The sequence below is a fragment of the Bacillus piscicola genome (assembly GCF_022458745.1).
In the GTDB taxonomy this organism is placed as follows: domain Bacteria; phylum Bacillota; class Bacilli; order Bacillales; family Marinococcaceae; genus Alteribacillus_A; species Alteribacillus_A piscicola.
The window spans coordinates 335,544-356,673 of record NZ_JAJJJF010000001.1 but is presented as its reverse complement, the minus strand read 5'-3'; the positions used below and the strand labels follow the sequence as shown (position 1 = coordinate 356,673).

At 44.9% G+C, this 21,130-nt stretch carries 15 protein-coding genes; 3 read left to right on the top strand and 12 right to left on the bottom strand.

Features of this window, described 5'->3' with window-relative positions; all coding sequences use genetic code 11:
- Positions 1–16: 16 nt before the first annotated feature.
- From LOR49_RS01655 to LOR49_RS01610, 10 genes are all read right to left on the bottom strand, one after another.
- Positions 17–787, bottom strand: a complete 771-nt coding sequence (locus LOR49_RS01655) for an S-layer homology domain-containing protein (protein WP_240374372.1) — start codon at positions 785–787, stop codon at positions 17–19.
- Between the two features lie 30 nt (positions 788–817).
- On the bottom strand, positions 818–2,116 hold the full coding sequence (locus LOR49_RS01650) for a UDP-glucose dehydrogenase family protein (RefSeq protein WP_240374371.1): 1,299 nt from the start codon (positions 2,114–2,116) through the stop codon (positions 818–820).
- Positions 2,113–3,648: a murein biosynthesis integral membrane protein MurJ gene (murJ, locus tag LOR49_RS01645; protein ID WP_240374955.1), complete on the bottom strand. Its 1,536-nt coding sequence runs from the start codon at positions 3,646–3,648 to the stop codon at positions 2,113–2,115. Before murJ ends, LOR49_RS01650 begins: the two co-directional genes overlap by 4 nt.
- A 36-nt stretch (positions 3,649–3,684) precedes the next feature.
- Entirely contained in the window at positions 3,685–4,164 is a 480-nt protein-coding gene (gene pssE / locus LOR49_RS01640) for a PssE/Cps14G family polysaccharide biosynthesis glycosyltransferase (protein ID WP_240374370.1), read from the bottom strand.
- The gene (gene pssD / locus LOR49_RS01635) at positions 4,161–4,637 is read right to left on the bottom strand and encodes a PssD/Cps14F family polysaccharide biosynthesis glycosyltransferase (protein ID WP_240374369.1); all 477 of its coding nucleotides are present in this window, start codon (positions 4,635–4,637) and stop codon (positions 4,161–4,163) included. Before pssD ends, pssE begins: the two co-directional genes overlap by 4 nt.
- A complete protein-coding gene (locus tag LOR49_RS01630; RefSeq protein WP_240374368.1) occupies positions 4,634–5,746 on the bottom strand; it encodes a glycosyltransferase family 4 protein in 1,113 nt (370 codons plus the stop codon). Before LOR49_RS01630 ends, pssD begins: the two co-directional genes overlap by 4 nt.
- A gap of 2 nt (positions 5,747–5,748) precedes the next feature.
- Positions 5,749–7,089 (bottom strand): O-antigen ligase family protein, encoded by a 1,341-nt coding sequence (locus LOR49_RS01625; RefSeq protein WP_240374367.1) that lies wholly within the window; start codon positions 7,087–7,089, stop codon positions 5,749–5,751.
- A 605-nt stretch (positions 7,090–7,694) separates the two neighbouring features.
- The gene (locus LOR49_RS01620; protein WP_240374366.1) at positions 7,695–8,831 is read right to left on the bottom strand and encodes a polysaccharide pyruvyl transferase family protein; all 1,137 of its coding nucleotides are present in this window, start codon (positions 8,829–8,831) and stop codon (positions 7,695–7,697) included.
- A 225-nt stretch (positions 8,832–9,056) separates the two neighbouring features.
- Positions 9,057–10,553 (bottom strand): S-layer homology domain-containing protein, encoded by a 1,497-nt coding sequence (locus tag LOR49_RS01615; RefSeq protein WP_240374365.1) that lies wholly within the window; start codon positions 10,551–10,553, stop codon positions 9,057–9,059.
- A gap of 179 nt (positions 10,554–10,732) precedes the next feature.
- Positions 10,733–12,427, bottom strand: coding sequence for an N-acetylmuramoyl-L-alanine amidase (locus LOR49_RS01610; protein ID WP_240374364.1), 1,695 nt, complete (start codon positions 12,425–12,427; stop codon positions 10,733–10,735).
- 819 nt (positions 12,428–13,246) lie between these two features.
- Between LOR49_RS01610 and LOR49_RS01605 the strand changes: the two genes are divergently transcribed.
- A complete protein-coding gene (locus LOR49_RS01605; RefSeq protein ID WP_240374363.1) occupies positions 13,247–14,074 on the top strand; it encodes a tetratricopeptide repeat protein in 828 nt (275 codons plus the stop codon).
- Between the two features lie 64 nt (positions 14,075–14,138).
- Here the strand turns inward: LOR49_RS01605 and LOR49_RS01600 are convergent, their stop codons facing one another.
- Positions 14,139–15,575 (bottom strand): S-layer homology domain-containing protein, encoded by a 1,437-nt coding sequence (locus tag LOR49_RS01600; RefSeq protein ID WP_240374362.1) that lies wholly within the window; start codon positions 15,573–15,575, stop codon positions 14,139–14,141.
- A 165-nt stretch (positions 15,576–15,740) separates the two neighbouring features.
- Between LOR49_RS01600 and secA2 the strand changes: the two genes are divergently transcribed.
- Positions 15,741–18,110, top strand: coding sequence for an accessory Sec system translocase SecA2 (gene secA2 / locus LOR49_RS01595; RefSeq protein ID WP_240374361.1), 2,370 nt, complete (start codon positions 15,741–15,743; stop codon positions 18,108–18,110).
- Entirely contained in the window at positions 18,110–19,024 is a 915-nt protein-coding gene (locus tag LOR49_RS01590) for an accessory Sec system S-layer assembly protein (protein ID WP_240374360.1), read from the top strand. The genes secA2 and LOR49_RS01590 overlap by 1 nt, the downstream gene beginning before the upstream one ends.
- Positions 19,025–19,058: 34 nt before the next feature.
- Here the strand turns inward: LOR49_RS01590 and LOR49_RS01585 are convergent, their stop codons facing one another.
- Positions 19,059–21,026 (bottom strand): S-layer homology domain-containing protein, encoded by a 1,968-nt coding sequence (locus LOR49_RS01585; protein ID WP_240374359.1) that lies wholly within the window; start codon positions 21,024–21,026, stop codon positions 19,059–19,061.
- Between the last annotated feature and the right edge of the window lie 104 nt (positions 21,027–21,130).

The window sequence follows — 21,130 nt, the reverse complement described above, 5'->3', positions numbered from 1 at the left end:
CTTTTTTGTTATTTATTTACTTGCTTCTAAAATATTCTTCCATGGCCCGTGACATGAATAGAGAAAATTGAGCACGTGACGTCGTTTCATTCGGACGAAATGCTTTGCCGGATTCAGAGGTAATGCCTTGGTCCGCTATAATGTTGATCTGCTCAAAGTTCGGATAACTCTCCGTTATGTCTGTAAACGAATGCGTTCGTTCTGCGTTCGGAAGCTCAAATGCCCGGACAAGGAGAGTCGCCATTTGTGAACGTTTCAAGCCTGCAGCGGGCATCAATTTGCCATCCTTCCCCGTCATTAATCCATTGTACTCCAGAGCAGCCAGTTGCTTGTATGCGTGGTGATCAACACTAACGTCACTTGCTTTCATAACATAATCGGCAGGCGCAGTCAGGTCAAGCGCGGCTGTGAGCATTTTCGCTGTCTGCGCTCTTGAAATGGTGTCACCAGGTTGGAAATTACCGTTCGGATAACCGCCGATAATTCCCTTTCCCGATAAGTACTGGATTTCTTCAAAAGCATGATAATTCTTGTCGACATCGGGAAATACCGGTTCCTCACTGAATGACGGTTCGCCTTTCAGCTCTCTAAGATCTTTTTCTACTTTACTGATTCGCTTTTTCGTCTTTTCCAAGTCTGTCTCTGTACCCGCTATCTGCGCTTCGGTCCATTCTACACTCGCCGCTTCTTCCGATGAGTCTGCATCTGCTTGCGGCGAACAGCCGGCAATAATGACAGTCCCCAAAACAATCCCAGTGTACAACACACTTTTCATCCTGCTCTTCATTTTCCTTCTCCCCTTTAAGCAGCTGATTCGTTATTTCCTGCCAATACCGTGATAAATAATGCCTTCTGCTTTTAATGCTTCCCGGTCCAGCACGTTCCTTCCATCAATGACAACCGGACGCTTCATTGCTTCTTTAAACTCTTGCGGTGTCAGTTCCTTACATTCTTCCCACTCCGTTACTAAAAACACGGCATCTGCTTCTTCTAAAGCGGCGTATGCACGTTCAACGAGTTTCACTTCTTTTGGAAGGAGCGGCTTCGCATTCTCCGTGGCAATCGGATCATAGGCTTGTACGAGTGCCCCTCTGTCCACGAGTTCTTGGATGATTTTCAAAGAAGGCGCCTCCCGCATGTCATCTGTGTGGGGTTTAAACGCCAAGCCTAATACCCCGATCGTTAACCCATTAATATCACCGTCATACACGTTATCAAGATGATCTACCATTCGCCGGCTCTGTTTATCGTTCACATCAATGACTGCTTGAAGAAGGTCGGTGCGATAGTTTTTCTCTTCTGCGAGGTGTTTTAATGCCTTGACGTCTTTTGGAAAACAAGAGCCTCCGTAGCCGATCCCTGCGTTTAGGAACTTGGGACCGATTCGGTGATCCAGTCCCATCCCTTTCGTGACCGCATTAATATCCGCATCATACAAATCACAAATATTAGCCATTTCATTTACGAACGATATTTTGGCTGCTAGAAAAGCATTGGAAGCATACTTAATCATTTCCGCACTCCGTGGGTCTGTACTGACGATTTTATCAGTTAATGGTAAATGAAGCTCTTTTAGAATTTTTTCTGCGTTTTCTGAAGTGGTTCCGATGATGACACGGTCCGGATGAAAAGTATCTTCCACCGCTGAACCCTCACGAAGAAACTCAGGTACGGAACATACATCAATCTTTGCCGCGGGCTGTTGTTCTTTTATAATGGCCTCCACGGCTTCCGCTGTTCCGACCGGGACGGTTGATTTGTTCACAATCACTTTGTAATGATTATCAACCGCACTTCCGATTTCTTCCGCTACGGCATACACAAACGACATATCTGCAGCTCCTGATTCCGTCTCCGGAGTACCGACTGCGATAAAAATCAGATCAGCCTTCTTCACTGCTTCACGAAGATTGGTCGTAAACGAAAGACGGCCTTCTTCCTTATTTTTACGGACGAGTTCTTCAAGACCGGGTTCATAAATAGGAATGTCACAGCGATTCAAGCGCTCTACTTTCTCTTCAAGCTTGTCTACACAAATAACATCATTTCCCAGTTCTGCAAAACATGTACCGGACACGAGACCGACATATCCAGTCCCTACAACGGCTAATTTCATCTTTGTTTCACAACCTTCTTTTTCACTATTTCTAACACATCATCTGCTTCTTGAAAGCGAAGCAGCTTCATTAAAAGCAGCAAGAGAATACCAGCTGCAAGACTTCCCATAAGTAAAACGATGTAGGAGCCTCCAAAGGAGATCACGTATCTCCAACCAAACAAAAAAGCGCTGAATAAAAGCAGCAGCACAACCATTTTTCCCAAGTCTTTCCCTAGTTTCCCAAACGAATTCTTTTGCCATTTTAACACATAGCGCATTCCAATAAGGAGAAGACCAAAGTTGCAAATAGAACCGATGGATGTTCCCCAGGCAATGCCAGCTGCACCGAACTTTTGAATCAAAAGAAAGTTAATGCCGACATTAACCCCTAACACGGAAATAAGGCTGACTGCCACCGGATAAATTGAGCGCTCATACGCATAATAAAAGCGCGTCACATACAAGTTAGCCGCATGAAAAAACATGCCTACTACTAAAATTTGCAGCAACGGTGTCACCATTTTGGTAGAACTCTCGGTGAAATTTCCGTACTGGAATACAACACGGATTATATCTTCCGCATACACCAACACAAACACAGCAACTGGCAAGATCGTAACCGCCATGAGGCGTAATCCTTTCGTGTATAACGCGCTGATGCCAGCCTCGTCGCTCGCGGCTGCTTTCCGAGAAAGTAATGGATAAATGACGGTGGTCACTGCCATCATTAAGACACTTTGCGGAAGCTGGACAATCTTCGACGTGTAGTTGAGTGCAGCAATATATCCATCCGCAAGCCAGGAAGCGAAAACACGATGAATGAGAAAATACAGTTGGAGTGTGGCACCGCCCAATAGAATCGGGACAGCCATTTTAAATGTACGCCACGTCTCTGGACTCCGCCCTAAACGAAACCGGAAATCGAAAAAACGGCCTCGGCGAATCAGATAGATTAAAAATACACACATGAGAGCGGCACTTATAACGGCCCCCCACGCATGAGCATAGGCTCCGAACCATGGATAGAAGACGACTGCAATCCCAAGGAATGATCCATTCAGCAGTAACGTTGACACCGCTGTCCATTTAAAGCGGTCATTGACGTTTAACACGCCGGTAAACCACATGGAGATGATTAAAAATAGGGTGGCCGGCGCCATTACTTGAAACAACGAAGCCGTTAATTGAAATTCCTCCGCGTTCAATCCGGGAAATAAGACGGCGATAACTTGTTCGGAAAAAAGGATTAACAAACTGCTGAAAAGAAGTAATACTACCGATAACCATCCGAAAATCCGCGCTAAATAATCTTTTTGCTCTAGTGGATCATCTAGTTTACTGTACACAGAGATAAAGGCTGTCGTAACCGCTCCTCCTACTACTATGTAAAAAAAATTAGGCAGCGTATAGGCAGTCACGACACTGTCAGCGGTATAACTTGTACCGAACTGGTAGCCAATGACGACTTCACGAAAGAAACCGATCAGCCGTGAGAGTAAGTTAATGACCGCGACGGCCCCTATCACTTTTATTAAAGACTTCCCTTTCATTCCCAAACACGTTCCTTCCGGTGCATTCCGCCTGCCCTATGCCTGATCGATAAAGTCTTCCAAGATTTTAAGAATTTTTTCTTTCCCGCTTTGAAAAGGCACGGGTTCAAAATCTGCTGCTTCGTTTATCGCATCTGTCAGCTGTTCAGGGGTTTTGACACCGATAATATGGCCTGCCTCTTGAAACTGTTCTACGATTTCAAGTTGATGATCATCGTTATGCTCGTTAAACTCCGCCAGTCGCGGTACTGCAAGGACAGGCTTCATCTTTTTCACTCCGGTAATGATGGAGCCTGTGCCGCCGTGAGCAATGATTAACCGAGCTTTATCGTACGTCGCGTCCATATCTGCAAAACTCATAAACGGAATAAGTTCCATGTTATCCGAATGAAAAGTGGTGTGACCGGACTGTACGACTACTTCTTCCTTTATCACACCTTGTTCAATTAACTGCTCCACTTCTGTTAATAGCCGCGTAAATGGTAGTTCATGTGTACCGAGTACGACAAATATCAATAGATAGACCCCCCATGTACCGCTTTTGGATAATGTTCAAGCATCGTCTCCCACTGAACTATGAATAAATCAGCGATCGGATAAACGAGGCGTCCCGAGAGTGTTGGCGAAGAGGTCTTTGCAAAACTTTCGATAAATACCACTTTACGGCGGAATAACTTTGCGATGTAGCACATCGGCACAGCCGTGTGCACGCCCGTGGTTACCACGACATTAGGACGTTCTTTCAGAAAGATACCAAGTGACTTTAAACAGTTATACGAGAACTTAAACAGATAACTAAGCGGGTAGTTGCGCGCCCCGTACACAAGATACGAGATAGGATGTTCCTTCTTAAGCGGCTTCGTTATTTCTGTTTTCTCCGTCACTAAATAGTAATCATACTTTGCGAAAAGTGGCTTCAGTTGCATAAGCTGCGTTAAATGCCCGCCAACCGAAGATATAAATAAAACCTTTTTACGTTTTCGGCTCACTGTCGTTCACCATTCCTCTGTTGTGCTTCCTCATAAATGCGGATAACTTTTTTCGTAGTAGACTCGGAGTCATGCAGTTCTGCTTGCTTGCGGCCGTTCTGAATAAGCCGCCCATACAGTCGCTCATCTTCCAACACGTGTTTCAGTGCCTGAGCAAGAGATGGCGGTGACTGCGGCTCCGCCAGTACCCCGGCATCATTTTTCAGTAAGTGTGACAAGCCGCCTGTATCCGTCCCGACAACCGGTGTTCCGCATGCCATCGCTTCCACTGCTACTAGGCCAAATCCTTCGATATGAGACGGCAGAACGAATACGTCAACTGCACTCATCCACTCGGCCACTTCTTTCTGCGGTTTAGCCCCGTGAAAATGGACAGCGTCTTCCGCCTGTAAATCATGGACTCGTTGTCGTAGCTCGTTATAATAACCTTCCTGTTTCGGCTGGCCGACGACATGAAGAACAGCTTCTGGCACGTCCTTCTGTAAACGCACAAACGCTTCAATTAAATCTCCAATCCCTTTTTCCTTAATAAGGTTACCGACAAACAAAAGGTGTTTGGAGTCAGGAGAGAGAGTCAAGTGCTCTCGTGTTTCTGTTTTACTGCGTTCATAAAAGACACTCCGATCGACTCCCATACTAATAACAGACACCTTTTCCGGCGGGATATGGTAGTCATGAATGACTTGTTTTTCGAGATCGTGTCCGACCACAATGACATGAGCGGCATCTTCCAGAATTCGAGTCGTTTGCTTACGGAAAAATGCTCCTTTTTTCGCCATTTTGTTCAGATCTCCACCGTGACAGGTCACGACGTAAGGAATGCCAAATCGCTTTTTGAACCAGCGGGCAATAAGGCCGGAGGGGAACGCATAATGGGCATGGACGATATCATACGGGCTCTTTTTCTGCAGAAGCCGGCGCAACGCTCCAAGCATCCACATCGAATACTTTTTAAGCACGTTTACTTTTCCCATTTTCGCATTTTTAATTGCTGCCACTTGTACATCGTGTCCATGTTTAGCTAAAGCATCGACTTGATTTTTTACGAAAATACCGAAAGCCGGAACTTCTTTTGTCGGGAACATATTACTGATCACAAGAATACGCATGGTTATCCCTCCGTCTCTTTCTCTTTATATCTATTGACGGCAATCCCTAGAAACAGCCAAAAGAACAAGGCGATCTGGTGATTTTCCCAAGCGGTGGACAGCGTTCCCATCAACAGCCAGGCGACCGTAAACGTAATGATAAATAGAGCAAGCCAGCGATGTTCTTCTTTAAGGGACGAGGTCATTTTTCCTACTGTTTTTAAGATCGCCACGAAAATAACCGCAAGCAGTAAAACGCCTATTATGCCGTATTCCACCAATACATAGAGAGCGTTATTGTCAACCGTTTTCATCGTAGTCGGTAAATCTTCATGCATGAACTGGTGAAACTTTGAATTGAAAACAAAAGCCGCATTACTTCCGAACATTCCGGGTCCAACTCCGAAAACAGGACTGAAGGTAAATACAGTTAATCCACTTAGCACAATGAGATAACGATAGTTTTTGGAAAGATCAAGCGTGTAAAGATTTCGCTGGGCAAATCCTTCAAGAAACATGAGTGCTAAAGCGTATCCAACGACAAAGACAACTCCTAATCCAATTGCCCCATAAAGCATCACGCGAAAGGCTTTATTTTTGCGAAAGATCAATCCAATTAAGCCAAAACAGCCAATTAACGCGAGAAAAGCTTGGCGGGAGAAAGTTAAACCAAGTCCCGTAAGTAAAATCAAACCGATGAAGCTGAATAGTAGCATTTGTTTCTTGCTTATCTGCTTTCGATATACGAATACGTAGGTCACAAGCAGCAATAAGACGGCAACTAAATAGCCGCCAAGTGTATTACTGGAGTCCATTAAGCCAAAGGCCCGGATCTCTTCTCCAATCGCAATACTGCGGCGTTCCTCGGTATTTCGCAGGGGAAGCGGAATCCGCAGCACGATTTGAAAAATCCCAATTATTGCCTGCATGACACCGAGACCGATTATAATATAGAAGAGGCGCTGTACCCATCGCGATGGAATATCCAGGGCAAGCAAAATAAAAAATAAAATTAAAAACTGAAACAAAGCCCGCACACCGAAAATCCCTTGTGCAAACGGGACATTGTTTACGAACAAACTAAAAAGGACAAAAACAAAGAATATCGCTAAGCTTTTATTGAGTGGATTTTTCCACCGCTCTATTAAATGTTTCCGGCCAATCTCCGGATGAAAAATTACGATGGCTGCCATTAACAGCAAGAGTCCTTCTCCTGCATAACCGAGCAAAGTCGGAACAATGGGTAGCCAATTATTCCAAATTCGCGTAAATAACAGTTCAAATGAACTCCACACTACTAATAGAACGGTTGCCAATAAAAGAAAATGATTCGCTCGTTCGCGCGGCAAATACCGGTCCCACATATACCCGTCACACCATTTCATTCTGAAGTTTATTTAAAAAGCTCTTACATTTAACTATATAAATCCGAACAAATATATAGAGGATTGGACGATTGATTTCCACTGCAGGCGGACGCTTTCTGCGGGCATGGCTTGAGCCCTCCTCAGGTCAACACGATGTTGGTCACAAAGGCGTTGCCACAGGACGTGGCGTATTTAGCCTTTGACCCCTAATTCCGCTACCTGCGGGGTCTCAAGACTCGTGCTACGACGAACACGATGTTCTAGTGTCGGCGTTGGTCACAAGAACACTACAATGAGTAACATCTTTGCTATTTTTGCGCCGAGTAACCGCAGGCGCAGGACGTACTTGCACACGACGTGCTGGCTTCTGCGTTGTGTACAGGACGTGCACGGTTTTAGCAGAAGTTCCACTATTTTAGCCGACGCCCGCTGGAGTCGCCGCCTTCCGTTACAATCAACAGGTAGTATACGCAATTTCAGACGAATATCTAAACGGAATGCTCATATGATTGTTCGTCTTTTTTAGTCAAACAACTTATGAAATTGATTTATTTAGTATTTTTTCTTCTTTAAACGCATTGACAAATGAGTCAAATATATTTTTATACGAGTTGGAGCCACTTCAGTCCTTCTGTGGCTTTTTCTCTTAGGTGTTCGGAGTCGGCTTCTGTTTCATTTTGCAGGTGCTGCCAGTTTTGGGCAGCTTTTTCAAAAGCAGCGACTATCCCGGCGTTTTCAGCTGTCAGTTTGTCAATTGCTACCGAATATGCTTCTTTTTTTATTTCACTCATGAAGTCTTTTACTTTTTTGTGGTATTCAATCCCAATTACCGGCGTACCTGCGTTTACAGATAAAATGAGGGAATGCAGTCGCGTTCCGATCACGAGATCTTGAGCAGCGGCAGTCTCGACAATTTCCTGGGGAGAAAGATTTTCCTCCACTATGTCTACCCCGTCGCGATGCTCCATCAACTTTGCTATGTCCTTTGTCACCTGGACATCTTCTGGATACTTAGTAGAGAAGAACGTTACGTGAATTCCTTTTTGCACGATAAGCTTGTCCAGGGAAGCAGCCATTCCGCTGATGTAGGCTTCATATTTTTCTTCATCCGCAACCGGCCAATAATGCTGGCTGAAATACGGTACAGCGGTGATACCTACTTTTCTGATTTCACTCGAGTACTGGTGACGCTCGAAAGCCGGTACAGAAAAAGCCGGATCGTAAATCACTCCTACTTGCTTTTGGACACCAATCTCTTTCAACAGCTGTTTGGACTTATCGTCACGAACGGTAACGGACGTGGACGCATGGATCAGTTTTTTAATAAAAAATTTCCCTGTTGTTGTGGTGATGGGGCCGGCCCCGACCCCATGCACCGCTACCTCGCAGCCGCTGTACTTCCCTGTTAAGCCGAGAACACTGTATAACGGAGCGTCCCGTTTATACATGTCCATGAGCAGCCCACCGCCGCCAATGAGCAGAAGGTCAAGCTGTTTCATTACTTTACGGCTGTTCACAATGGTTTTCAACCCAGATTTCAAGACACTGCCTTCTTTATAAAGCAGTGGTACAGCAGCGATTCCATGTTTTGCAGTCGTGTTGGAGGGGTTATTGCTAAAAACGACGATGTTTTCTTTTTTTATTTCTCCCTTTGTCGTTAATTGGTGCAGTAACCCGGCTAATATCGCTTCATCTCCATTGTTGTTGTGCCCGTAATTTCCAATGATTCCTACTTTCATATGTATGTCTACCTAACCTTTTCATCGTATTCTTTTGATATGTTATGGCAAATGAGAGCAAAAAACCATACCTCCTATTATACACTCGTTCCGAGCAGGCGACTAGTTTCGATTTCTTTTTACGAAAAATTACTCAGACTAGGAAGTACAAAGGATCGGGACCTCTTTTTACAGCATATTTGCCGCATAAAAACCGCTGCCTCATTCCGAGTCAGCGGTTTTTGTTCATCTCGGTGTGTAGAAGTTTTGTGTGTAATACGGTTGTTTCCTAAATTCATTAAAGGCGACCCCTACACCGATCCTGGTATAGTCTCCCAAAAGTGCCTGGCGGTGACTTTTTGAATTCATCCAACTTTGATGTGCGTAAATGGGGCTTACCTGTCCGTAAGCTATATTTTCAGCTGCATTGTAAAATTTGACCCCGTCCCGAGCCATGCGGTCAAATGGATCTTTTCCATTTAAATTCGTATGCTCAAAATAATGGTTTCCGGCCATATCAGCACTGTGGGACCGGGCTGTGCCTGCTACGAGTTCATCCCATTTCAATGTTTTTTTGCCGTAACGTTTTCTTTGAGCATTTGTTAAATAGAACACTTGACGTTCGTAGCTTTCTTTCAAGGATTTCGTCGGTTTTGCATAAAACTGACGAAACTGTTCCTCTACCGTGCTTTTAATAAACAGGACGGCTGTAACACGATTATCGCGGTGTTGATCGTAGAAGAAGGTCGTGTACTGATCACCTAATTGATAGGTGCCGGCGCTATCCGTTTCGGTAGAAAAAGAAGCACCGCCTTTTTGGATAGACGGAAGCGGTTCTCCGTAAACACGTTTCACGTCTTGCTTCGTCTTATCAAGCCGGATGCCACTTTCTCCTCTCCACGTGTCCTGGTTTGAATAGATTGCTGCTACTTTTCCATCTTCAATACCATACTGCACGTAATTATCGAAATGATCGTGATAAATATGCCACTTAAACCCATAACGGCTATCTTCTACTGCGTTAGGTTTACCAAGACTGTCTGTTACTTTTTCTACGGAGTCATCAATTTCTATTCCGCGTACATCCCAAGCCTTTTCTTCACTATCTACACCGGACGGCGGGGTATTTACTTCTTTGACACGAAAATCATTATTTAAACAGCGGGCAAGAAATACAGAAAAGTGAGCACGGGTGGTACTGTCTCCAGGACCAAATCTCCCATCGCTGTACCCGCTTGTGATACCGTTCTCAACGAGGCGGCGGATGGCAGGATACGCCCAATAGCCCTCTGACACATCAGAGAAGGACACATCACTGTCTCCTTTAAAATGAAAGGCCCTTGACAATACTGCCGCCATTTCTGCACGGCTTAATTCCTCACCTGGCCGAAACGTCTCACCGTCTCCGTTCATAATCCCTTCAGCTGCCACAGCTGCGATGTATGGATAAAAAGGATAATTACGCGTCACGTCATTAAAGTTCGGGTTCGTTACGTTGGCTGTGTTAAGATCAAGTGCTAAAGACAGCATTTTGGCAGTTTGACCACGCGTTACCTCGTCATTCGGCCGGAATGTTTGATCGTCATACCCCGAGGCAATGTTTTGTTGCGTGATGAACTGAATCTCCTCTGCTGCCCAGTAGGAGTCTTTCACATCTTTAAAAAGCGCTTCCCCTTGGACTGATAAAGGAATGAGAGAGAATAATAGAATCATTATGATCGGAAAACGAATTTTTTTCATCATGGTCCTGACCCCCGTCTGTATATTCTTTTGTCACCTATATATCTATCTATTCCTTTCTTCAGATGATTCCAAACAAGTTTATATACAAAACTTTCCTTATTTTATCATAAAACTTGTTTACTTTGCGAAAAAAACCTCACCTGGTTTGTTTATGCCCAGGTGAGGCGAAAGGTTAACGATTATCCTTCGTAATAATCTTGAATTCCATTAAATATCGCACGTGCTGCTTTATCATAATATCCCGGCTGCTTCATACGTTCCGCATCTCCCTTGTTTGTGACAAAACCAAGTTCGATGAGCGTGCTTGGCATGGAAGTCTCACGAATCACGTGGAAGTTGCCTTCTGCTACTCGGCGATGCTTCATACCAGTCGCTTTCACGAGCCTTTTTTGGATAGCTGTTGCAAGTTCCTTACTTTCTTTAGCGCGATGGCGGCTGTGATAGAAAGATTCCGCACCTTCTGCGCTAGGTAAAAAGGAATTAGAGTGGATGCTGACGAAGGAATCGGCTTTTGCTCTCTCCGCAATTGCCACCCTTCCACGCAGTGTTACAAAGGTGTCGTCGTCTCTTGTCATGACTACATCAACACCAGCATCCCTCAAGAGCTTCCCTACACGGAGGGCGACGTTTAAGTTAACTGTCTTTTCGACAAGTCCGTGTCCAGAAGCTCCCGGATCATGCCCGCCGTGACCTGCATCTACTACGATGGTTTTCCCTTTAAGAGATCCAGATCCAAAGTTCTCATTTAAATAACCACTGTGTGTATAAGCCCAATCGCCTTTATATTTGATGAGCACCCAGCTTCCGCTTGTCCGTTCATAAATGTCTACAAGTTCACCCCGGCTTAAGCTGCCAACTTTCTCATGGTTCGTACCCGGTCCGGAACGAACCAAAAGTGTGGAAGCTGTTACTTTTGCCTGCGCAATCGGTGATGCCGGTTTGGTGTTGTCATCTTTATCAGAGTGGACTTCATCTACTTTTTTAACATAACTCTGGTAGACGTAACCCGTTTTGTCATCCACTGAAATTTTGAGCCATTCTCCTTCGATAGCGTACACGTTTACTTTCGTGCCGCTTGTAAGAGAATCAATCACCTGGTGATCCATTCCCGGCCCTTTTCTAACATTCAATGGGGTGCTCGCCTTCACGACTCCTTCATATAAAATCTCATCGTCTGCCGGTTTATCTACCGATCCGGAAGAATCACCATTATCTGGTGTGTCACTTCCTCCGCCATTTCCATTTATACGCAGGCTTTCATTCAGCGCACGCGCTACATACGCGGATAATTCAGCCCGAGTGGCTGGTTCATTTGGCTGGAAACGGCCACCGTCCTCAATTATGTCGTTGTCTACTAACGTTGCTATGTAGCCTTTTGCCCAAAAGGAATTGGAAATATCACTAAATGTTACATCTCCTGTGAAGTTCTCCGATTCTTGTCCAAAAAATGCGCGGGCCACAATCGCTGCTACTTGTGCTTTTTCAATGCTGTCACCAGGAAAGAATTTGCCATTTTTCCCTTTAAAGATACCCATCTCTGCTGCTTTTTCAATACGGGTATATGCCCAGTAACCCCGATCCACATCGGAGAACGTCGGCTGTGAGCGGTCTAGACTGTCTTCACCAAGGGCATGCGTCATCATGACAGACGCCTGCGCACGAGTCAGTGATTCATCTGGTCTAAACCTCCCTGTGTCATCCCCGGTAGCGATCCCTTTTTCCGCAACATAATCGATCTCCTTTGAAGCCCAGTGGCTATTAGCCACGTCTGAGAACCTGTCGCTCGCTTCTGCGTTTTGAACGCCGAAAAACGGGAATACAGAAAGTACAACAGTCAGTGCAAGCAGTACATATGAAATTTTCTTGTTTACCAAAGACAAGTTCCTCCTCTCTCTTGATGTCCCTTTATGTTTTTAGGGAATGTCTTATTTAGAAAAGCAGCGGATCTACTGCCCATGGATATATAAGTACAAGAACGTAAATTTAGTGCAAAATCTACAAAGACAGGCAATATCCTCCAACCTTTTCCTTCTTTTGATAGAATACCACGCGAAAGTCTTTGAAACTAGCTTTTTTGGAAGATATGTTAAAAAATAGGTCATTCATATTATGTAAGATTACAATGCGATTACAAACATGTTGCAGAGCAATTTAATTCCTTCTCCGATCGTTTAATAATCTGAATTAATTTCATAAATGACTAATGGAGGTCATAAATACGAATGTCTTTGTAACAACTTATACAATACGAATACCAACCTGTTGATTGTAACGGAAGGCGGCGACTCCGACGGGCGTCGGCTAAAAGCGGTCACGTCCTGTGACCAACGCCGACACTAGAACGTCGTGTTCGTCGAAAGCAACAGTCCGAAGACCCCCACAGACCTGCTTGCAGGTCGAGGAGGGCTGAGGCGTTGCTGCGGCTAAGAAGACACAGTGAGAGCAAGTGTAAGCGCAGTCTCGAACTGATGTCGCACTTGTGCCCTCGGGGTGAAAGCGTCCGCCTGCAGTGGAAATCAACCGATCTATGCTATATCTAAATTGTCCGTGTTTTAATCACTGAATTCGAATTATGAAATTGATTCTAGTATTGATCCAGTGGAATTATGAAATTCCTTCATCTTTCCTTTCCTGTGATTTTCGTTTAAAATACGTAAATAGTAAGTGATATGGAAAAATGAGGGATGAGTGGGATGAAACGAGCTATAGTAACAGCAGGAGTGCTTTTTTTGTTAGTCATCATTTCCGGCTGTTCGACGTTTGGCATGAATCGGTACGTAGCAAAAGAAGAAGCGATCAATACGGACAAATATGCTTATCATGACGAGAATTTTACATACGATCTGGAGACGCTGCAGGAGCTTGCTGAGCGCTTTCGGCTGGAAGAACTGTCCACAAGCAACGTCAACAGCATCATGAAGGATGAGATAAAGAGAGGGCGTTTTAACGAAATCATCATTTATCTTCGTGAGCTGCAAGCGGAGGAAGAAGAAGAGGCCGCTGCATTTTCAGAACGGTATTTAGAAGCACTGGCGGCCCATGTGCAGCGAACCAAAGATCCTTCCGAGGCGTTAGTAGAAGATGCAGTGAAGCTTATGCAAAAGCAGTATGAGCTTGATCCCGAGGATGAAGAAAAAACAATCCGCTACGCCAATATGCTTATCGATTCCAAAGTGGATGTGAAAAGAGGAGCACACCTCTTATTCGATTTCGAAGAGCATTTAAAAGAACAAGGGGAACAACCGAGTTTAGATCTTTTACTTGCGTTAGCTCAGGCTTACTATGCAGTAGGAGATTATGAAAAGAGCTTAGCCAGGTACGAGAAACTTACGACACTGGAAACGAGCGATCCTACTCATTTTTATCGAATGAGCGAAGTTTTTGCAGCAATGGGAGATGAAGAGGGGGAAAGAAAAGCGCTCACGAAAGCTTTTGAACCGACTTCTGAATTCCTCGGTAAGTACGGAGACAACAATTTCAGCTTATATAAAGACTACTTAGACGAATCGATTGACGAATAAAACAAGCGGCTTGCATTCACAAAAGGACGTGTCCTTTTCTGTGGTTGCAGCCGCTTGTTTTTCATTATTCCATTGTCATAGCACGTTTTAAGAAGAGTGCAAACTGAGAACGGGTGACTGTTTCATTGGGACGGTAAGGATCCTGATTCGTCAGCCCGCTTTGGTATAACGTGTTAATCGCCTCATAGTTCCAAAAATCACCCGAAATATCAGCAAACTCATGGGCATCTGGATTTGCAGGCAAATTTTCTTTAAAGGCTTCTGTCAGCACAGAGGCCATTTGCGCTCTTGTCATGTTTTCATTAGGGCGAATCTTGCTGCCGCTTCCTGTCATTAAACCGTGGTATTCCATAGTCTTCATAGCATTGTAACCGAGATCACCAGTATCCATATCCGTTGCTTTCAATTGGTACGATTTATCGGCTTTTAAGTGAAGAGCTTGGGCTAGCATAGAAGCAGCATGTCTGCGTAAGATTGGTTCATTAGGACGAAACGTTCCGTCCGGGTATCCGCTGATAATATCTCTTACTTCAAGAAAGCCGACTGCTTCTGTAACTTCCTGCCTTCTCACATCATAAAAGGGGGTAACTTCTCCTTCCCGAACATAAGAACTTGCCATGTAGCCGTGAATATCAGCATAATGAAACGGATAAAAGCCGAAATGATTGTCCCGGCTGTTATCGTGCTGCAGCTCCCCTTCTACCGTCAACGGCATGTACAAAGGCACATCCCCGACTTTTCTGGCCGTTACAGATGGCCCTACCCTAAAATTAATAGTTGAGCCTGGCTCTTCCGCAAAACTATATACATGCTCCCCGTTTTGAAACATCTGCGTGGAAGGTGTCTGCTTTTCAGTCACAATATGCATATCTTCCTCGGCAAATCGCATCCGGTTCTCATCATCCTTGTAATAAGGCTCGAACTTCGGCAGATCCCCCATGTCGATTAAATTACGAGACGCGATTGTTTCGTACACGCTGCCCTGATAGGTAGCAGCGTTCTCCGGATCATTGCGACGATCCAGGCCGTTGTAGGCGAGCACGGCAAAATACCAGTTTTCCAACTTGTGACGGTCGCCATCATTCACTTTTGGAATAATGTTTCCCGACCAGGCGAATTTTTCATTTAATAGTTTCGCGCCCATCTCGATGTTATAGGCCGTGTTATATTTCAGTTTTTCCATATCTATTTCTCTTTTCGCCAAGTCCTCTTCACCCAGCGTTACTTGCATCATGCCAACACCGCCGTCATCGTTGCGGTTCATTACCGGGCTTCCGTCCTTCTCAAATTGCATCATACCCGTTTCTTGATAAGCGATCGCCTTTAGTATTTCCGGCGGGATATCATATTTAATCCCTGCTTCCGTCAAGAGATCCTTTTTTTCTTTGAAACTTAATTTTTCCGCAAACGGAGCCCCACTATCACTGTCCGCTGCAAACACTTGACCGCTCACAAACAACGCACCAAGCAGGACAACGAATAGAGCCAACCAGTTTCTCATTCTACCTTCCCCCTCTTCTTAAACTTCTATCTCTATTATAGAGAACCCTCCTCTTTCTCTACAATCACTTTTTCTGACAGGCTAGTGAAATCATCTGTACAAAAATGCTATACTATACAGGTAACTTCATAGAATCCAGTCATGGATAAGGAGAGAAGACAAGACATGATTGCTTCGATTAAAAAAATTATCGGCGATGAACAGCAGCGCCGCTTAAAAAAATACAATAAAACAGTTGAGAGAATCAATAAATTAGAACCAGAAATGGAAAGTCTTTCCGATGAATCCCTACAGGCGAAAACCGCCGAATTCCGGGATCGGCTTGATAAAGGGGAAGCACTCGATAAATTAAAAGAAGAAGCGTTTGCCGTTATCCGAGAAGCGTCAAAGCGTGTCCTCGGCCTACGTCATTATGACGTCCAGCTATTAGGCGGGATGACGTTAAATGATGGTGATATCGCTGAGATGCCGACAGGTGAAGGTAAAACACTGGTCGCCTCTCTGCCAAGCTATCTACAAGCGCTTACCGGCAAAGGGGTTCATGTTATTACAGTCAACGAATACCTTGCTCGCCGTGACAGGGAACTGATTGGCCAAGTCCATGAGTTTCTTGGCCTTACAGTCGGGCTCAATGTCCCTAGGCTTGCTTCCGACGAAAAACGAAAAGCTTATCAAGCCGACATCACCTACGGGGTCGGAAATGAGTTTGGTTTTGATTATTTAAAGGACAACATGGTGTATAACCTAGCCGAAAAAGTCCAGCGTCCTTACCACTTTGCGATCATTGACGAAATTGACAGTGTTCTTATTGATGAAGCAAAAACCCCTTTAATCATCGCGGGGAAAACGCAAGTAAACCCAAGTCTCTATCAAATATGTGCCAAAATGGCTCGCAGTTTTGATGCGGACAAAGATTATCTGTATGATCCTATTTCCAAATCTGTTAGTTTAACCGATCACGGCATTACGAAAGTAGAGCGCGCCTTTGGAATTGATAATCTTTATGACCTCGAGCACCATACGTTATATCATTTTGTTCTGCAGGCGCTCCGGGCCCGGGTTATGTTTAAGCTTGACGTCGATTACATCGTTCAAGAAGGTGAAATCAAGCTTGTCGATATGTTCACCGGCCGTATTATGGATGGACGCTCCTTCAGTGACGGTCTTCACCAAGCGTTAGAAGCCAAAGAGAACTTGGAAATTACCGAGGAAAACAAAACACAGGCGCAAATTACGATCCAGAACTATTTCCGCATGTACCCGCGGCTTTCCGGAATGACAGGAACTGCCAAAACGGAGGAAGAAGAGTTCCGTAACCTGTACGGGATGAACGTTATCCAAATTCCTACAAATAAACCACGTATTCGCGAAGACCGTGATGACGTGATCTTTGCCACTGCAGCGGACAAGTATAAGGCAGTAGCATCGGAAGTCGAAAGCAGATTTAAAAAAGGGCAGCCGGTTTTAATCGGAACCTCTTCCATCATTCAATCTGAAACGATGGCAAGTTACTTGGATGAACAAAACATACCTTATGAACTTTTAAATGCCAAAAGTGTGGAAAAAGAAGTGCAACTCATTTCACTTGCCGGGCAAAAATCACAGGTCACCATCGCAACCAATATGGCAGGCCGCGGGACGGATATTATGCTCGGTGAAGGGGCAGCAGAAGCCGGTGGACTGTTCGTGCTCGGTACGGAAAGGCATGAGAGCCGTCGTATTGACAACCAGTTAAAAGGACGTTCGGGCCGTCAGGGAGATCCTGGTGAGACGCAGATGTACATTTCCCTTGAAGACGAAATGCTGCTCCGCTTCGGAAGGGAAGATATCGAGAAGCTTCACGAGAAGTTAAAAACAGATGAACGCGGAGTTGTACAGAATGAGGAAGCCCAGGATATCGTCAACCAAGCCCAGCGCATGTGTGAAAATGCTAATCTGTCTCTCCGTGAATACACACTGAAGCTTGATGACATTTCGAATGAACAGCGCAATGTCATTTACACCTTGCGTAATAAAGTGTTGGAAACAGAAGATCCACTCGCATTGTGGATGGATATGGTCAAATCAAGTACGAAAAAACTGGTCGAAGCTTACTGTGGGGATGAGTATCTGCCAGAAGAATGGAATATTACAGAACTGGAAAGCCGTCTGGCTCACATTATTACGGTACCCCCTGTTAAAATTTCCAAGAATACCGAGAACCGCCGTGATGTGCTCGACGAGGTAGAAGAACAAACCGAAGAGTATTTAGAGAAAATAAATAGCTTCCAGGAGAAAAGCGGTGTCCAAAACCAAGCTCGCAAAGTGCTGCTTGCTACAATCGACCGTCACTGGCTCCGTCATTTAGAAGAAATGTCCCGTTTGAAAGAAGGAATCGGTTTACGAAGCTACGGCCAGGAAGATCCGATGCGTGTTTACACTCGCGAGGGCTTCGAGTTATTTACACGGATGTACGAAATGATTGAACAAGATGCTTCCGTTCATCTATCCAAATTATTGAGACCACTAATGTCAGAAGAAGAGGTGAAACAGTAATGCTTCCTTTTTTCCGAAAAAAAGACAATGAAAACCCGAAATTAAAAGGGAATGAAACAACTATTTCTTCCGAAGAACTTCTAAATGAAACAAGTGACTCGACTAAAGCAGAGCAAGAGATTAACACGGAATTATCTATTCATCCAGAATGGACCATCTCAAAGGAAGACCAATACTCTTTTCAGTTTTTGAACATGGAATGTCCACCGCTTTTACCGAACCAAATTTCCCTGTATGGGATCAGCCTGCAGGAGGAAAAAGAAGGGGATTACCAGGTAACCGCCTTTATCCGCAATAGTTTGGATAAATCTATTACACTTCGGGAAACGACACTCGTTCTGCTTGACGCAGAAGATAAAGTACTCGGACGCAAAACCGTCGACCTCTCGGAAGCCGGTACGATTCCGAAGCGAAGCAGTCGTCCTTGGAATGTCGTCTTTACAAATCAAGACCTCTTCACTACGCAGCTCCCGGAAACAGGCTGGAAACTTGCATTTCAACTAAAACCAAGTTCCCGGAAACACAGCCTGGAACTGGAAAACAGCTGGGAACAGACACTGGCAGAAAAGGATAAAAATAAGCTACACGACATGGTCGAGAAATTAACCCCTCCAAAGCCAGGTGAAGTTAATTTCATGGGGCTGCAAGCCAGTCAGAAAGAAGACGGCAGCCTGCACGTTACGATGCTGATCCGAAATGGGAATGAGAAAAATATCAAACTCGAACAAATTCCTCTGCAAGTCGAGGATGCCCAAGGTGAGTTAGTCGCTAAAGGCGGCTTCACTCTGGAGAATTTTGAAGTGAAAGCCAATACGAGCAAACCTTGGACGTTTATATTTCCTAAGGAGCTTGTCCAAAAAGAAAATACGGATCTAAGCCGCTGGAAAGCATATCCTGTTCAAAAACAATCATAAAAAAACTGGTCCTGTCAACGCAGGACCAGTTTTTTTACTGTAAATCTTCGAGTGCACGTTTCATAAAGACTGCGAACTGTGCGCGTGTGACCGCTTCTCCCGGACGGAATTGGCCGTTGCTGCCGCGTCCGATACCGTGAGCTGCTAATGCCTCAATCTCTTCATAAGCCCAGTAGTCAGCATCCACGTCTTTAAAGCTGTTCGTCGAGTCACTTGTCAAGTCAAAAGCACGGGTCAGAATAACCGCCATCTGCGCTCGGGTAAGTTCACCATTTGGCCGGAACTTCTCGCCATTGCCTCGCATTAGTTTTTCATCAGCTACGGCGGCTACATCCTTGTACGCATGAAAGTCTTCCGCAACATCCACAAAGTCAGGGGCCGGACGGTTATCAAGCTTTAAATCAAAAGCCCTAGCCAACATACTTGCAGCTTGCGAACGTTTTAATTGCGTACTGGGACGATATGTTTTGTCATCATATCCGCCTACGATATTCCGTTCTGCTAAATATTCAATTTCATTCGCCGCCCAATAGTCAGCTCCGACGTCTTTAAATAGAGACGGTTTCGTCACCTTCACTGCTGTTGAGCCGACTTGCTTGCCTTTATACAAGGCTTGAATGCGGCCTTCTCCTTCTTTCTCTGCAACAAAAACATTGCCTTCCATCGTGCCGATATCATTACTGACTGTCCAACTGATATCACTGGCATTCACATTTACACGGTTATAATGTTCGTCCATTCCGTACATGAAAGAAAGCTTCATTTTTTCCCCGACATCCAGGGAGCCGTTACGGTTGGTTGCCAACACAAGGCGGGACAATTCTGACGTTGGTGCGGTGCTGATGGCTTGAAGGGTAGATGAAATCGCACGCTCACGGCCAGCCGATAATCTGTTCATCACCGTCGCAAATTCATCGCCATGCTTTCTGGCGACCAGGGTGGTGGAGCCGCCGCCATCGAAGTTCAACGCACTATGAGCGCCGATTTTTTTCATGTAGCGGGCTAAATCACGAATGTTTCCTTTATCCATTGTGACCATAAACACGCGTTCCCCAGAAGCATCTACGCCGACCGCCGTCCGGGCTGTCTGGGCAGTAAAACGCCAGCTGCTTGGATCCATGGTAATATTAACTTCTCCGTTTTGAACGAGCTGGGGGCCGCTTCCGATAATGAAAGAGGCATCTTTCCAACGGTCATTAATGGAGGCACTGACCGAAATCGTATCCCCTACTTTCACATCACCAAGCTGGCTGTATTTTGTCCCGCGAGCTGAGATGATAAAGCCGTTTTTCGGAATGCGATTGTTGCCTTGTGCGTCATAATCATGGACCGCTGTAACCGTGCCGCTCATTTCATCACCGAAGGAAAAGCTTCCTGGGTTGCCAGAAGCACGTTCTACGACAATCTCCATTCCGTATTGGTTTGTGCCCGTTCTTTCGTTTATGTAAGAGGGAGTAAATAAGACAGCTTCATTATCAAGCCGATCACTATTAATGTTGTTGATGGAGACCGTTTTTCCATTCACTTTCGCAGAAACGTTCGCTTTATACTCTCCGATAGACGCCTTCCCATTCGCACGCTGCCCGAACACAATCGGCTCACTCCGGTAATGGTGGCGGCCGTTAGAAACTCGTCCATAACTAATAATCTCATTTTCTTTCGTAATAATACTAAATGGCAATTTGCTTGAGCCAGAACCCATATCAAAGAAAGAAGCATTAATAGCGCCGGTCACTCTATGGCCTTCCCTCGTAGCTGCTTTTGCTTGTTGCGAAGTTGTTTGCAGCCTGTTTAACGGTTCAGGTATACTTACATCCAGCTGACTGTATTCATTCGTTAAATCTACTTTTACTATATCAGCTCCCGTACCCCGATCATTTTCATAGGTAACCCCCGGACTTACTTCAAATGAAGCGGCGTCACTGTCGTGTGTCGCTGCAAAAAAAAGCGACATCGAGACAACCGAGATAATCCCGCGGTTTAGTTTGCTTTTTACTGTCATAATGTATGAACCCTCTCCCTATGTAATAAAAACTATGAACCTACTTGTAAGAATATGTCACGTGTCGGATGGTGTCAATCAAACAAAAATAAGTTAGGAAAAAA

Excerpts from the sequence above, each read along its gene's own strand:
- LOR49_RS01655 (WP_240374372.1), bottom strand. The coding sequence starts at position 787 with ATGAAGAGCAGGATGAAAAGTGTGTTGTACACTGGGATTGTTTTGGGG.
- LOR49_RS01650 (WP_240374371.1), bottom strand. The coding sequence starts at position 2,116 with ATGAAATTAGCCGTTGTAGGGACTGGATATGTCGGTCTCGTGTCCGGT.
- murJ (WP_240374955.1), bottom strand. The coding sequence starts at position 3,648 with ATGAAAGGGAAGTCTTTAATAAAAGTGATAGGGGCCGTCGCGGTCATT.
- LOR49_RS01630 (WP_240374368.1), bottom strand. The coding sequence starts at position 5,746 with ATGCGTATTCTTGTGATCAGTAATATGTTCCCGACAAAAGAAGTTCCG.
- LOR49_RS01625 (WP_240374367.1), bottom strand. The coding sequence starts at position 7,089 with ATGTGGGACCGGTATTTGCCGCGCGAACGAGCGAATCATTTTCTTTTA.
- LOR49_RS01620 (WP_240374366.1), bottom strand. The coding sequence starts at position 8,831 with ATGAAAGTAGGAATCATTGGAAATTACGGGCACAACAACAATGGAGAT.
- LOR49_RS01615 (WP_240374365.1), bottom strand. The coding sequence starts at position 10,553 with ATGATGAAAAAAATTCGTTTTCCGATCATAATGATTCTATTATTCTCT.
- LOR49_RS01605 (WP_240374363.1), top strand. The coding sequence starts at position 13,247 with ATGAAACGAGCTATAGTAACAGCAGGAGTGCTTTTTTTGTTAGTCATC.
- LOR49_RS01600 (WP_240374362.1), bottom strand. The coding sequence starts at position 15,575 with ATGAGAAACTGGTTGGCTCTATTCGTTGTCCTGCTTGGTGCGTTGTTT.
- secA2 (WP_240374361.1), top strand. The coding sequence starts at position 15,741 with ATGATTGCTTCGATTAAAAAAATTATCGGCGATGAACAGCAGCGCCGC.
- LOR49_RS01590 (WP_240374360.1), top strand. The coding sequence starts at position 18,110 with ATGCTTCCTTTTTTCCGAAAAAAAGACAATGAAAACCCGAAATTAAAA.
- LOR49_RS01585 (WP_240374359.1), bottom strand. The coding sequence starts at position 21,026 with ATGACAGTAAAAAGCAAACTAAACCGCGGGATTATCTCGGTTGTCTCG.